The organism is Bacillus sp. JJ1609 (assembly GCF_036967045.1).
Taxonomy (GTDB): Bacteria; Bacillota; Bacilli; order Bacillales; family Cytobacillaceae; genus Mesobacillus.
Genome location: NZ_JBALSS010000034.1, coordinates 24951 through 39801 on the forward strand (window position 1 = coordinate 24951; position 14851 = coordinate 39801).

At 41.2% G+C, this 14851-nt stretch carries 13 protein-coding genes; 9 read left to right on the forward strand and 4 right to left on the reverse strand.

What is annotated here, in order from left to right; translation table 11 throughout:
- The first annotated feature begins 224 nt into the window (after nucleotides 1-224).
- Nucleotides 225-590 carry a hypothetical protein gene (locus tag V7654_RS21240; RefSeq protein ID WP_335432842.1) on the forward strand — a complete coding sequence of 122 codons (366 nt, stop codon included), beginning with the start codon at nucleotides 225-227 and terminating at the stop codon, nucleotides 588-590.
- Nucleotides 591-808: 218 nt separating this feature from the next.
- On the opposite strand, the gene jag is transcribed toward V7654_RS21240, so the two are convergent.
- From jag to rpmH, 4 genes are all read right to left on the reverse strand, one after another.
- On the reverse strand, nucleotides 809-1429 hold the full coding sequence (gene jag, locus V7654_RS21245; RefSeq protein ID WP_335432843.1) for an RNA-binding cell elongation regulator Jag/EloR: 621 nt from the start codon (nucleotides 1427-1429) through the stop codon (nucleotides 809-811).
- A complete protein-coding gene (gene spoIIIJ / locus V7654_RS21250; protein ID WP_335432844.1) occupies nucleotides 1426-2205 on the reverse strand; it encodes a YidC family membrane integrase SpoIIIJ in 780 nt (259 codons plus the stop codon). Before spoIIIJ ends, jag begins: the two co-directional genes overlap by 4 nt.
- A 168-nt stretch (nucleotides 2206-2373) precedes the next feature.
- Nucleotides 2374-2736, reverse strand: coding sequence for a ribonuclease P protein component (gene rnpA / locus V7654_RS21255; RefSeq protein WP_335432845.1), 363 nt, complete (start codon nucleotides 2734-2736; stop codon nucleotides 2374-2376).
- A 209-nt stretch (nucleotides 2737-2945) separates the two neighbouring features.
- On the reverse strand, nucleotides 2946-3080 hold the full coding sequence (gene rpmH / locus V7654_RS21260; protein WP_013059930.1) for a 50S ribosomal protein L34: 135 nt from the start codon (nucleotides 3078-3080) through the stop codon (nucleotides 2946-2948).
- Between the two features lie 947 nt (nucleotides 3081-4027).
- Between rpmH and dnaA the strand changes: the two genes are divergently transcribed.
- The 8 genes from dnaA (at nucleotide 4028) to V7654_RS21300 (ending at nucleotide 14523) form a co-directional block, all read left to right on the forward strand.
- Nucleotides 4028-5374, forward strand: a complete 1347-nt coding sequence (gene dnaA / locus V7654_RS21265; protein ID WP_335432846.1) for a chromosomal replication initiator protein DnaA — start codon at nucleotides 4028-4030, stop codon at nucleotides 5372-5374.
- A 182-nt stretch (nucleotides 5375-5556) separates the two neighbouring features.
- Nucleotides 5557-6693, forward strand: coding sequence for a DNA polymerase III subunit beta (gene dnaN / locus V7654_RS21270; protein ID WP_335432847.1), 1137 nt, complete (start codon nucleotides 5557-5559; stop codon nucleotides 6691-6693).
- Between the two features lie 212 nt (nucleotides 6694-6905).
- Nucleotides 6906-7121, forward strand: coding sequence for a S4 domain-containing protein YaaA (gene yaaA / locus V7654_RS21275; protein WP_335432848.1), 216 nt, complete (start codon nucleotides 6906-6908; stop codon nucleotides 7119-7121).
- A 19-nt stretch (nucleotides 7122-7140) separates the two neighbouring features.
- Nucleotides 7141-8259 (forward strand): DNA replication/repair protein RecF, encoded by a 1119-nt coding sequence (gene recF / locus V7654_RS21280; protein ID WP_335432849.1) that lies wholly within the window; start codon nucleotides 7141-7143, stop codon nucleotides 8257-8259.
- A 10-nt stretch (nucleotides 8260-8269) separates the two neighbouring features.
- Nucleotides 8270-8518 carry an extracellular matrix regulator RemB gene (gene remB, locus V7654_RS21285; RefSeq protein ID WP_335432850.1) on the forward strand — a complete coding sequence of 83 codons (249 nt, stop codon included), beginning with the start codon at nucleotides 8270-8272 and terminating at the stop codon, nucleotides 8516-8518.
- Between the two features lie 131 nt (nucleotides 8519-8649).
- Nucleotides 8650-10557: a DNA topoisomerase (ATP-hydrolyzing) subunit B gene (gene gyrB / locus V7654_RS21290; protein ID WP_335432853.1), complete on the forward strand. Its 1908-nt coding sequence runs from the start codon at nucleotides 8650-8652 to the stop codon at nucleotides 10555-10557.
- 217 nt (nucleotides 10558-10774) lie between these two features.
- Entirely contained in the window at nucleotides 10775-13348 is a 2574-nt protein-coding gene (gyrA, locus tag V7654_RS21295; protein WP_335432851.1) for a DNA gyrase subunit A, read from the forward strand.
- A 92-nt stretch (nucleotides 13349-13440) separates the two neighbouring features.
- Nucleotides 13441-14523: an HD-GYP domain-containing protein gene (locus V7654_RS21300; protein ID WP_335432852.1), complete on the forward strand. Its 1083-nt coding sequence runs from the start codon at nucleotides 13441-13443 to the stop codon at nucleotides 14521-14523.
- The last annotated feature ends 328 nt before the right edge of the window (nucleotides 14524-14851 follow it).

Sequence of the window (14851 nt, forward strand, 5' to 3'; positions counted from 1 at the left end):
AAATTATCCACAACTTTATAAATACACTTCTTTAATTTTAACTTATCCACATGTGAATAACAATAAAACCAAATGAGGAAATAATTGAATTTTAGGGGGGCTGTGGAAAAGTGGAAATTGGTTTTGAGGGATTTTTTTAGCAGAAATTATTAGAGGAGAGAAGCAGTTTACTTTTTTAATCAATTTTTTAAGGTGTTTTCGTATACTTTTTTGCTTTAAATAAGTTGATTTCCACTCCAGGTTGCTCGCTTTCCGCGGGGCGGGCGGTGAGCCTCCTCGGCTATCGCTCATGCGGAGGCTCAACTGTCCCGCTGATCCCGCTGGAGTCTCGCACCTCCCATTCCAATCAACTTATTTATCAATCTTTTGCTTTTAAACAATCTTTTAGAAAACAGCCGTTCTTTAAGAAAAAAATGAAATTTAAGCAAGATAAATCTTCCAGCGGCAATAAGTGTATCGGTTTCGAATATTTCCGCAAAATTTTCAATTTTCATGACGCTTTTGTATCTCTTGTTTTTGTGTATCAGCGAAAATCATCCGGAATCACGCGAACTGGAAAATCACCATCATTTTTTCCAGCTGTTTTATAGAACTGTAGCCCAACTAACCCTTGATTCCGCAGAATTTTGTCGAAATCCCGCAACTTTACTAAAGTATTCCGCGAAAAGTAATACCATTTCAGCAACTTTTTGTCGAAATCCCGCAACCTGGAAATTTTCAGCGTTTATTTCCAGCAAAACCAGGCCCATCCTGATTCAAAAAAAACGCAAAAAAAGCCCCGATTCGCAAGAATCGGAGCTTTTCAATATTATCTCGATGGCGCGATCACGATATGTCTGTGCGGCTCAGTGCCATCTGAGTATGTTTTGATTTTCTTGTTGGACATCAATGCAGTATGAATCACTTTGCGTTCATACGAAGGCATAGGTTCAAGCGCTACGGTCTGTCCCGTTCTGACTGCTTTTTGCGCGAGGCGGTCAGCAAGCTGGACGAGTGTTTCGTTCCGGCGTTTGCGATAATCCTCAGCATCAAGCAATACAGTGGAGTATTGTTCAGAGTAGCGGTTCATGACTAGCTGGGTCAGAAATTGCAGGGAATTCAAGGTCTGGCCGCGTTTACCGATCAACAAAGCAATTTTCTCGCCAGTTAACGTAAACAGTACCGTCTTCCCTTCCCTTTTAACTTCAACTTCGATTGGAGCACCCAGGTTTTCCCCTATTGCTTTTAAATATTTGACCGTTTTTTCAACAGCGTCGATTTTCACTGTCACCTTGACGACAGCTGGACGAGTTCCGAAAAGTCCAAATATCCCTCTTTTGCCTTCATCAATTACATCAATCTCTGTGCGGTCTATGGTAGTCTTTAATTGAGCTAAAGCTGATTCTACTGCTTCGTCGACGTTTTGTCCTGTAGCAGTTATCTGTCTCACTTTTTACTTGCTCCTCCCGCATTGCCGGCAGCCTTTGCTTTTTTAAGATCCGGCCCTTTAATAAAGTACGTTTGACCAATCATAAATAGATTACCTACTACCCAGTACAATGAAAGAGCTGCTGGGAAGTTGATGGCAAAAACAACGATCATGATCGGCATCAGCCAAAGCATCATTGCCATCTGTGGATTGTTTTCCTGACCAGCCATCATCATTTTTTGTTGAATGAAAGTAGTTATACCAGCCACAATCGGCAGAATATAAAACGGATCCGGTGCACCTAGATCGAACCATAAGAAATTATGTTCAGCAATTTCTCTAGTTCTTGAAATTGCATGGTAGAAACCAATCAAAATTGGCATTTGTATCAAAAGCGGGAAACACCCTGCAAGCGGATTTACACCATGCTGCTGGAAAAGTGCCATCGTTTCCTGCTGAAGCTTTTGCTGGGTCTTCTGGTCCTTAGAGCTGTATTTTTCTTTTAATTTAGCCATTTCTGGCTGCAATGCCTGCATCGCTTTTGAGCTTCTCGTTTGCTTGATCATAAGCGGCAGGATAGCAAAACGGATGATTAAGGTAACAGCAATAATCGATAAACCAAAGCTGCCTCCGAGCCATTCAGCCATCTTCACGATCAGCAGCGATAAAGGATAAACGATGTACTCATTCCAAAAGCCCTTGCTTTCTGGTGTGATTGGCTGGTTATACTCTGAACATCCAGTCAGCAATGACATCACTAAAAGCAAGCCCATTATCAATAATATTCTTTTTTTCAAGCTGTATTTCCTCCTCACTTCCAAAAACATTCATTTATTTCAAGTGTTTGTCCCAAATTTATGTACACTTTGCCTCATAAATTACTGGCAGAATGCAATTCAAGAGTATTTTAACATCTTTTGGTGGGAAGCGCTTTTAAAAAATGCAAATCCCTCAATAATTTTGCCTCAATCATTATCTCCAGCTTTCGGCTTCTTCAAAACCTTGCCAACCTTTAAAACATGCTCAAGACTTTTCTTTATATCATGCATTCCCATGTCAGCAGTCGGCTTGCGGGCAATGATGATATAATCGTTCCCATTATGTACGCGGTCCTGCAGTTCTTGAAATGATTGGCGGACATACCTTTTAATCTGGTTGCGGACTACGGCATTGCCAATCTTTTTGCTCACGGAAAGCCCGATGCGGAAATTCTCCTGCTCAGGTTTCTTTAACACATAAACGACAAACTGGCGGTTCGCAACAGACTTTCCTTTTTTAAAAGCCTCTTGGAACTCTTTATTCTTTTTCACTCTGAAATCTTTTTTCATCTATTTAACACCTACAATTCTCAATGGATCCGTTCTCTTTTCCAAAGGCTTTTTTGAAAATCGTTTCCTATGGCCTTAGCACAGGGATTCATCTATCATTTCTTCCCTAAATAAATCCCTGGTATAAGCAGCAAGGCCAATAAGTTTACGAAAAGAGCCCAAAAATAGTATTGCCCAAAGAGAAAAAAGACCACTGACATTTCAGTGGCCTAAGCTGATAATACTTTTCTTCCTTTGCGACGACGGCGAGCAAGAACCTTACGGCCATTTGCACTGCTCATGCGGGCACGGAATCCGTGAACTTTGCTGTGTTTACGCTTATTTGGTTGGTAAGTACGTTTCATATATGTTACACCTCCCTGAGGAATAGCTGTTACAGACAGTCTTTGTAATTATAAAGATGAGCAGTGGAAATTGTCAAGTGCCTATTCCGAAAACTCCCCAAATTACAGCTAGAAAAAAATTTCCTCTGTTAGTAAAAAAAGACCACAACTTCTATTAAAGGTTAACTTCCTCTCCCATTTAATCTTAGCCTGGATAGAATTGAACTTATTTTCTCTTGCAGTGACTGATCAGTTTTCATAATCCTGTTTCAATGTCTGACTCTTTTCCTTCTCAACCTAAAAATACATTTCAAATAACATCACTCTTATAGAAAAAAGTCTTTCGAAAACAGCTCGACTCCAAAAGAAGGCTGCTGGTGATGAATCTAATAGTAAAAGAATACATGAAAAATCAAGATTGTATTTTCAGCCAACATTTTATTTTAAATTATTTTTTCCGCAGCTGGATAAAATAAATAAAATTTCCCTTAAACAAATTTTTAACTTCAACGAATTTAACCACTTTTCAAGCCCCTGTGGACAAAAATCGACACCATTTTCTTTATCCACAACTCATTTTTACACCTTTTACACAAGTCAAGGCCCTGTGGACAAATAATCTCCACAGCGATAGCATATTGTGGATAATGTATTAAAAGGCGTTGCGCCATGCTGGATTATCTGATATTATATTTGTGTTTTCACTCTTAATAATTCGATAGCGAAAATATACTTATCCACAATTTGTGGATAAGCTGTGGATAGGTTATTCAGACCTGTTGTAAAACTTTGTCCACAGATAGTGGATATTGTCGAAAAGCTTATTTACTTCCTTATTATATATTTTTCCACATTCATAGTTTCGTATATTTATGAAATTAAGGGTTGTACAACGTGTATAACCTGTATTTTTAGTTAAAACGACAGGAAAGCATCTTATAAAAACAGAGGAAAAGGAGGGATAATTGTTGGAGAACATTGCAGATCTCTGGAATAATGCTCTCGCGAAAATCGAGAAAAAGATCAGCAAGCCAAGTTTTGATACATGGCTGAAATCAACAAAAGCACATACGCTCCAAGGTGATGTACTTACGATTACGGCTCCTAACGAATTTGCCCGAGATTGGCTTGAAGAGCGCTATTCGCAGTTAATCAGCGGTATCCTGTATGAAATTACTGGTGAAGAACTAGCGGTAAAATTCATCATTCCCCAAAACCAAAATGATGAAGATCTCGACATCCCGTTACCTCCAAAAAGGGTGAAGAGGGCAGACGATACACCTGATTTACCAGTAAGCATGCTGAATCCAAAATATACTTTCGATACATTTGTCATCGGTTCAGGCAACCGCTTCGCCCATGCCGCCTCGCTGGCAGTAGCCGAAGCACCGGCAAAGGCCTATAATCCATTATTCATATATGGTGGCGTAGGATTAGGAAAAACCCACTTAATGCATGCGATCGGGCATTACGTCCAGGACCACAACCCGAATGCGAAAGTGGTGTATTTGTCCTCTGAAAAGTTCACAAATGAATTCATCAATTCAATCAGGGACAATAAAGCAGGGGATTTCCGCAATAAATACAGGAATGTCGATGTCTTGCTCATTGATGATATTCAGTTCCTGGCAGGAAAAGAACAAACTCAGGAAGAGTTTTTCCATACATTCAATACGCTGCATGAGGAAAGTAAGCAGATTGTCATCTCAAGTGACCGTCCGCCTAAAGAAATACCGACTCTTGAAGACAGGTTAAGATCACGCTTTGAATGGGGCTTGATCACTGATATTACTCCGCCTGACCTGGAAACAAGGATTGCGATTCTCCGTAAAAAGGCGAAAGCGGAAGGTTTGGATATACCGAATGAAGTCATGCTGTATATCGCAAACCAAATCGATTCCAACATCCGCGAGCTTGAGGGTGCATTGATCCGTGTCGTGGCTTATTCATCATTGATTAATAAAGACATAAATGCGGACTTGGCAGCTGAAGCATTGAAGGACATTATTCCTAGCTCAAAGCCAAAGGTCATTACTATTCTTGATATCCAAAGAGTGGTAGGACAGCATTACAATGTGAAGCTTGAGGATTTTAAAGCGAAGAAGCGTACGAAATCCGTTGCCTTCCCGAGACAGATCGCCATGTATTTATCAAGAGAACTGACAGATTTCTCTCTTCCTAAAATAGGTGAGGAATTTGGTGGCCGCGATCATACAACGGTCATCCATGCTCATGAGAAAATTTCAAAAATGGTTTCAACTGATTCACATCTGCAAAGGCAGTTAAAAGATATAAATGAACAGTTGAGGGTTTAGGGAAAGTGTGAATAACTCTCCATCAGTTGCGCACAGTCTGTCCACATGTGGATAGGCTGTGTTTCCTTTGATTAAGACGGTTATCCACAAATCCACAGGCCCTACTAGTACTTCTACTATTTTTTAAAACATATAATTATATGCATTTAAGAAAAAAATATTCCTAAACGGAGGCTTAAAAAATGAGATTTATTATCCAGCGCGATTCCTTGCTTCAGAGCGTCCAGGACGTTATGAAAGCAGTAACCAGCAGAACAACCATTCCTATTTTGACGGGAATCAAGATTGTTGCTAATGAAGAGGGAGTAACTCTTACTGGCAGCGATTCCGATATTTCAATCGAATCTTTCATTCCGAAAGAAGAAGCTGGAGATGAAATTGTTGAAATCAAACAGCCGGGATCCATTGTTTTGCAGGCGCGTTTCTTTAGTGAAATCGTTAAAAAGCTTCCTACAGACACAGTAGAAATCGAAGTACACAATAATCTGCAGACAATCATCCGTTCTGGCAGATCTGAATTTAATCTTAACGGCCTTGATGCTGAAGAATATCCACACCTTCCGCAAATTTCGGAAGAACATGTTTTCAGGATTCCGACAGATTTATTAAAAGGCTTGATCCGACAGACTGTCTTTTCAGTGTCCACCTCAGAAACACGCCCCATCTTGACAGGTGTAAACTGGAAGGTCGAAAACAATGAATTAGTCTGTATTGCAACAGACAGCCACAGGCTAGCTTTGAGAAAAGCGAGACTGGAAGCTGAGAATACTGGAAACTATAATGTTGTCATTCCAGGGAAGAGTCTGACTGAATTAAGTAAAATCCTTGATGACAGCTCAGATACTGTCGATATCGTCATTACCGAGAACCAGGTTTTATTTAAAGCAAAACATTTATTATTCTTCTCAAGGCTGCTTGAAGGGAACTATCCTGATACTGCGAGATTGATTCCAAATGAGAGCAAAACGGATGTAGTCGTAAACACGAAGGAATTTCTACATGCGATTGACCGTGCATCGCTTCTTGCAAGAGAAGGCAGAAACAATGTCGTTAAGTTTTCAACAATTGATGGAGGAGCGATTGAAGTTTCTTCCAATACTCCTGAAATCGGAACTGTAGTCGAGGAAATCCAAAGCCAGTCGATTGATGGCGAAGATTTGAAGATTTCATTCAGTGCAAAATATATGATGGACGCTCTTAAAGCGCTTGAAGGAACAGAAATTCAGATCAGCTTTACTGGCGCAATGAGGCCGTTCGTGATCCGCCCGCTTCATGATGATTCCATCCTGCAGCTGATTTTGCCGGTTAGAACTTACTAAATTCATACGACCACCAGTTTTTTGCTGGTGGCTTTTTTTATATATGGTCTTAAATAAGATTTTATTAAAACACCTGTTGATTGGAGCGGAAATCAACAACTGAGTTTTAACCCAACTTTTCAAAAGCAGCCTAAAAACAAGAAAATTTGTTTCTATGGAAAAAATTTAGTAAAATAAAGTATTAAGTCCTTTTGGAAGAAAAGGGTGAGACCGTGAATGAAAATGTGAAAATTGATACTGAATATATTACACTTGGCCAGTTTTTAAAATTAGCTGATGTAATCCAATCCGGTGGAATGGCTAAATGGTTTTTAAGTGAACATGAAGTATTTATCAATGGCGAACAGGATCAGCGAAGAGGAAGGAAGCTTCGTTCCGGAGACCAGGTAAGCATTCCTGGAATTGGAAAGTTCAACATAACGCAATAATCCAGAGGATGAACTGTTCATGTATATACAGGATTTGCAATTAAGAAATTATCGCAACTACCAGGGACTAGAGGCGGAATTCGAAAATAAAGTCAATGTGATTCTTGGGGAAAACGCCCAAGGCAAGACGAATGTCATGGAATCGATCTATGTACTGGCGATGGCTAAGTCGCACAGGACCTCCAATGATAAAGATTTAATTCGCTGGGACGAGGAATATGCTAAAATAGAGGGACGGATTAAAAAAAGCATTGGGTCACTGCCAATGCAGCTTGTCATTTCGAAAAAGGGCAAGCGTGCAAAGGTTAACCACCTTGAACAGCGTAAGCTAAGTCAATATGTTGGAAATATGAATGTCGTCATGTTCGCGCCTGAAGATCTCCACCTTGTAAAGGGGAGCCCTCAAGTAAGGCGTCGATTTATTGATATGGAAATTGGGCAAGTATCGGCGATTTATTTGCATGATATAAGCCAATACAACAAGATTCTGCAGCAAAGGAACCATTATCTAAAACAGCTGCAAATCAAGAAAAGCACTGATCTTACCATGCTTGATATCCTGACAGAACAATTTATCCAGATGGCTGCGAAGATTGTCGTCAAGAGATTTGAATTCCTGAATCTTCTTGAACAATGGGCATTGCCAATTCACCAGGGGATATCAAGAGGACTAGAAAGCTTGAAAATCATCTATAAACCCTCTGCAGAGGTATCAGAAGATGATGATTTGTCGAAAATGATAGCAGTCTATGAAGAAAAATTTGCTAAAATAAAGATGAGAGAGATAGACCGCGGCATAACTATGCTCGGGCCGCATCGCGATGACCTCCAGTTTTTTGTCAATGGAAGGGATGTCCAGACATTTGGCTCACAAGGTCAGCAAAGGACAACAGCACTTTCGGTGAAGTTGGCAGAAATCGAGCTGATTAATTCTGAAATTGGCGAATATCCAATTTTATTGCTTGATGATGTTTTATCTGAATTAGATGATTATCGCCAATCCCATTTATTAAATACCATCCAGGGGAAAGTTCAAACATTCGTTACCACAACAAGTGTGGATGGGATTGACCATCAAACGCTGAAAGAAGCGGCAGCATACAAAGTGGAATCCGGCGAAATGTCGAGAATCCAATGAGGTGGAGTCAATGTATTTGCATGTTGGTGAAGAAGTCCTTGTAAGGACTAAGGATATTATTGCAATTTTGGATATCGACAGCGCCAATTCATCCCCATTCATGGAGGAATTCATCGCGCGCCAGGATCAGCAGATCGTCCATCTGACAAAAGGGGCGGTCAAGTCGATTGTAGTGACTGGCAATCATATTTATTTTTCCCCTCTCGCATCGGGAACATTAAAGAAACGCTCCCAAAAATTATCCGTTCAGGAGTTTTAATAGATCGGCGGTTTCTGCAAATTTTGTCGTAATCCAGCAATCTGTGCAAACCCGCCAGCACATAAGATTTTTGAAAAAGAAGAGTCAAAATGAAAGTGTAGGTGATCGATATGGCAATGGATCAACAATCCATGCAGGGACAAGCATATGATGAAAGCCAGATACAAGTGCTTGAAGGCCTGGAAGCTGTACGTAAACGTCCGGGAATGTATATCGGTTCAACGAGTGCAAAAGGCTTGCACCATCTAGTATGGGAAATCGTTGATAATAGTATAGACGAAGCCCTAGCCGGCTTTTGTGATGAGATTAATGTCATTATCGAAGAGGACAATAGCATTACTGTCAAAGATAATGGCCGCGGAATACCAGTTGGTATCCATGCAAAAATGGGAAGGCCAGCTGTAGAAGTTATCATGACGGTACTTCATGCCGGCGGTAAGTTCGGCGGCGGAGGCTATAAGGTTTCCGGAGGACTCCATGGTGTTGGAGCATCAGTCGTTAACGCCCTTTCTACGTATCTTGAAGTCTTTGTTCACCTTGATGGGAAAGTCCATTACCAGAAATTCGAACGAGGCGCTGTCGGGGATCCTCTAAAAGTAATCGGCGAGACCGATCACACTGGAACAACCGTTCATTTCAAGCCGGACGATGAAATTTTCACCGAAACCCTTGAATATGACTACGACACACTTGCAAACCGTCTGCGTGAGCTTGCCTTCTTGAACAGAGCCATCAAAATCACGATCGAAGACAAACGCGTAGAGGATAAAAAGAATGAATATTACTACGAAGGCGGAATTAAATCATATGTAGAGCATTTAAACCGCACAAGAGAAGTCCTTCATGATGAACCCATCTACATCGAAGGTGAAAAAGATGGCATCACGATTGAGGTAGCGCTTCAGTACAATGATAGCTATACCGGAAACATTTATTCTTTCGCGAATAATATCCATACCTACGAAGGCGGAACACATGAATTTGGATTTAAAACGGCATTAACACGTGTTATTAATGACTATGCCCGCAAGCATGGCATTTTCAAGGATGCTGATGCGAACCTATCGGGTGAAGACGTCCGTGAAGGATTGACAGCAATCGTTTCTGTCAAACATCCAGATCCACAATTCGAAGGTCAGACGAAAACAAAACTTGGAAACTCAGAAGTCCGTAATGTTACGGATACAACTTTTTCCGAGCATTTTGAGAAATTCCTGCTGGAAAACCCAAATGTTGCAAGGAAAATTGTTGAAAAAGGTCTTATGGCAGCAAGGGCAAGACTCGCTGCGAAGAAGGCTCGTGAATTGACAAGGCGTAAAAGTGCCCTGGAAATTTCAAGCTTGCCAGGTAAATTGGCTGACTGCTCTTCAAAGGATCCATCCATCAGTGAACTGTATGTCGTTGAGGGTGACTCTGCGGGTGGTTCTGCCAAGCAAGGCCGTGATCGTCACTTCCAGGCAATTTTGCCGCTAAGAGGTAAAATCCTGAACGTTGAAAAGTCACGTCTGGATAAGATTTTGTCCAACAACGAGGTAAGAGCAATCATTACAGCTATCGGAACAGGGATTGGCGAGGATTTCGACATTTCGAAAGCTCGTTATCATAAAATCGTCATCATGACAGATGCAGACGTAGATGGCGCACATATCCGTACTTTATTATTAACTTTCTTATACAGATATATGAGACAGATTCTCGAAGCAGGCTATATTTATATTGCCCAGCCTCCTTTATACAAAGTACAGCAAGGGAAGCGCATTGAGTATGCCTATAACGACAAGCAGCTTGATCAAATCCTTGGTGTACTTTCACAGCAGCCTAAGCCTGGGATACAGCGTTACAAGGGTCTTGGAGAGATGAATCCAGAACAGCTATGGGAAACAACGATGGATCCGGAATCCAGGACACTGCTTCAGGTACGACTTGAAGATGCTATTGAAGCAGATGAAACCTTCGAGATCTTAATGGGCGACAAAGTAGAGCCACGCCGTAACTTTATCGAAGAAAATGCAATCTATGTAAAGAACCTAGATATTTAATATATGCCCAGGATAGAAGGTTCTGCCTCTATCCTGCTTTTTCTGAAATGACCATAGGCCGTGCGAATTCGCATGCCTGTTTATGGTTTGTACCGAACAGATATTATTTATAAGAATTATGGACTTTAACAATTAGATTAGTGTCTAGCTCCAGCGCCTAGCCCCTCGTGGCCGCCAAGCCGCTTGCGCTTTTCTTACTAAAGGAGGTTTCTCTTAAATGGCTGAGATACCAAATTCTCGTGTGAAAGAGATAAATATTAGCCAGGAAATGCGTTCATCCTTCCTGGATTATGCCATGAGCGTTATCGTTGCTCGTGCGCTCCCTGACGTGCGTGACGGCTTAAAGCCGGTGCACAGAAGGATTCTTTACGCTATGCATGACCTTGGTATGCATTCGGACAAGGCCTATAAAAAATCGGCGAGAATCGTCGGTGAAGTTATCGGTAAGTACCACCCGCACGGTGACTCAGCTGTATACGACACAATGGTTCGTATGGCTCAGGACTTCAACTACCGTTACATGCTTGTTGATGGGCATGGAAACTTCGGTTCTGTCGATGGTGACGCGGCGGCAGCGATGCGTTATACAGAAGCCCGTATGTCCAAAATTTCCATGGAGCTTTTGCGTGACATCAATAAAGATACGATTGATTATCAGGATAACTATGACGGTTCTGAAAGAGAACCAGTCGTCATGCCAGCAAGATTCCCTAACCTTCTTGTAAACGGAACATCCGGAATTGCTGTTGGGATGGCAACGAACATTCCTCCACATCAGCTCGGTGAGGTTATTGACGGGGTTTTAGCGGTTAGTAAAGATCCAGACATAACTATTCAAGAGCTGATGGAGATCATAACAGGACCGGATTTTCCAACAGCAGGACTGATTCTTGGCCGCAGTGGGATCCGCAAGGCATATGAGACTGGACGAGGGTCGATTACGCTTAGGGCAAAAGTAGAAATTGAGCAAAAATCAAATGGAAAAGAAGTTATCATCGTTAGAGAACTTCCTTACCAAGTAAACAAAGCTAAATTGGTAGAAAAAATAGCGGAACTAGTCCGCGATAAGAAAATTGATGGCATTACGGACTTAAGAGATGAATCTGACCGTAAAGGGATGAGGATGGTCATCGAAGTTCGTAAGGATGCTAATGCCAATGTACTTTTAAATAACCTTTATAAGCAAACGGCATTGCAGACAAGCTTTGGAATTAACTTGCTTGCTCTTGTAGACGGTCAGCCAAAGGTTCTGAACCTGAAGCAATGTTTGAAATATTATCTTGACCATCAGGTAGTCGTCATTCGCCGAAGAACTGAGTTTGAGCTTAAGAAGGCAGAGGCTCGTGCCCATATTCTCGAAGGGCTGCGAATCGCTCTTGATAACCTGGATGCGGTAATCAGCCTGATCAGAAGCTCACGTACAACAGATATAGCGAGAGAAGGCTTGATGACCCAGTTCAATCTTTCAGAGAAGCAGGCACAGGCAATCCTGGATATGCGTCTTCAAAGGCTTACTGGTTTAGAACGTGAGAAGATTGAAGAGGAATTCCAAAACCTGATGCAGCTGATTGCAGAATTGAAAGCAATCCTTGCAGATGATGAGAAAGTCCTTGATATCATCCGTGAAGAGCTCACAGAAATCAAAGAGCGCTTCAATGATAAGCGCCGCACAGAAATCGTGTCAGGCGGACTTGAAATGATTGAGGATGAGGATCTAATCCCTCGAGAAAATATCGTCATTACCCTAACACATAATGGCTATGTAAAACGTTTGCCTGTATCTACATACCGGCAACAAAGACGCGGCGGCCGCGGAATCCAGGGAATGGGAACGAATGAAGATGATTTCGTAGAGCACCTGATTACTACATCTACGCATGATACGATTCTTTTCTTTACGAACAAAGGAAAGGTGTATCGTTCGAAGGGTTATGAAATCCCAGAATTCAGCCGTACGGCTAAAGGGATTCCAATCATTAACCTGCTTGAAATCGAAAAAGGAGAATGGGTGAACGCCATCATTCCTGTTGAAGAATTCGTGGACGATTGGTTCCTGTTCTTCACGACAAAAGAAGGGATTTCGAAACGTTCGCCTCTTTCATCTTTTGCAAACATCCGTAACAACGGTTTGATCGCTCTTAACCTCCGTGAAGGTGATGAGTTGATTTCCGTACGGATGACTGACGGAAGCAAAGAAATGATTATCGGCACTAAGAATGGTCTAATGATACGTTTCCCAGAGACTGATGTCCGTTCAATGGGCCGTACAGCTACTGGAGTAAAAGGTATCTCCCTCTCCAATGACGATGAAGTTGTCGGCATGGAAGTTCTTGAGGAAAGCGACGAAATCCTTGTTGTAACGAAAAACGGGTACGGTAAGAGAACCCCTTCCGAAGAGTACAGAAGGCAGGGGCGCGGTGGTAAAGGAATCAAAACTTGCAATATTACAGAAAAGAACGGTGACCTGGTAACGATGAAGGCTGTAACAGGCGAAGAAGACCTGATGCTGATCACAACAGGCGGTGTTCTTATCCGTATTCCTGTAAGCTCGATTTCGATGACTGGCCGTAATACCCAAGGTGTAAAACTAATCAGCCTGAACAAGGCAGAGAATGAATATGTAGCGACAGTAGCAAAAGTCGACAAGGAAGAAGAAAAAATCGATGACTTGGAACGGGATGAAAATGGCGAAGCGATAATTGAACCAGAATCAATTGGCAACGCAGAAAACATCAGTGAACAGGCAGACGAAGCAACTGCGCCAGAATCCAATGATGAAGATACTGAATAAAACTTTGAGAGGAACACAAAAATTGTGTTCCTCTTTTTTGGTAAAATAAAGTAAACTTAATAGTATGAAAATAAAATTTGGGGTGGAAAGCCTTGCGCGTATATGTAGACAACCTTATAGAGGGCTGTATCCTTACTGATGATGTTCAAAGCAATACGAATCGAACAATCATGACAAAAAAGACAGTACTATCAAGTCACTTAATTGAAGTTCTAAAAGCATTTTTAGTAAAAGAAGTAGAAGTGGAAAAGACTTTAGTGAGCGGGGTGGCATTCAATGCGCCTGAAATAGCTGACAAAAAAGCTCCATGGAATTCCTCTGCACATAATGATCTGAATTTTATCGATTTATTTCTACGTGCCAAACAAGAATTCAAAAAAGAATTTATCTCTTGGCAATCAGGAATGCAAATTGATATATCAAAAGTGAGAGGCATTATTGTGCCATTAATAGAACAGGCGGATATCCATTCATCAGACATTTTCCACCTGCATCACTATTCATCTAAAACCGAGTATCTTTATGATCATCCACTGGCAGTTGGCATTATCTCTGCATTTATTGCTAAAAAGTTAAACTACAGCAAGGGTGATGTAACACAAATTGCGGTTGCGGGCTGCTTATCGGACTGCGGCATGGCAAAACTCAGTCCGAATTTAATCAATAAGAATACAACTTTGACTGTTGAAGAATTCGAGGAAATCAAGAAGCATCCTACATACAGCTACCAGATGGTTAAGAACAGTCCATTGCTGAAGGAAGCTGCAAAGATTGCAATTCTTCATCACCATGAAAGGCTGGACGGCAGTGGGTATCCTTTTGGCGAAAAATCCAGCAGGATCCATCCATTTGCCAAAGTCCTTGCGGTTGCCGATTCTTTTCACGCAATGACATCTGAACGGATGTATAAACCAAAGCATTCTCCTTTTAAAGTTCTAGAAATGATCAATGAGGAACTGTTCGGTGAATTTGATATTGCAGCTTTAAAAGCATTGAGTTCTTCCATTATGAATTTTTCGATTGGCAGCATCGTTCGCCTGTCTGATGGACAAACTGCGGAAATCGTATTTGTCGAAGAAAAAAATCCAACCAGGCCATTAGTTAGATTACTAGAATCCAATGACATTCTTGTGCTAGAAAAAAACCGGCACATACATATCGAGGAAGTTATTTAGAAAGCTGGCCACTGAGCTGGCTTTTTTATTTTCCTTTACTTAAGAATTCCTGGATGTTTAGATGATGACAAAAACAAATTAAAGGGAAATTAGGTCGTTAAACAGGTGGTGGACCAGCTTTTTTGATAATATCGCAGAATTATTTAAGAAACTCTCCCGAAAGTATTGCTTTATAATAATATGCCTGATATAATCTTCAAAGTCAGTAACGAAAACAACAACTTCTATAAAAGGTTTTTGAAAAAAGTTATTGACTTATACAGCGAGAAAATGTTATATTAATAAAGTCGCTTCGGGGCGACACTGTAATAAATTGCTCTTTGAAAAC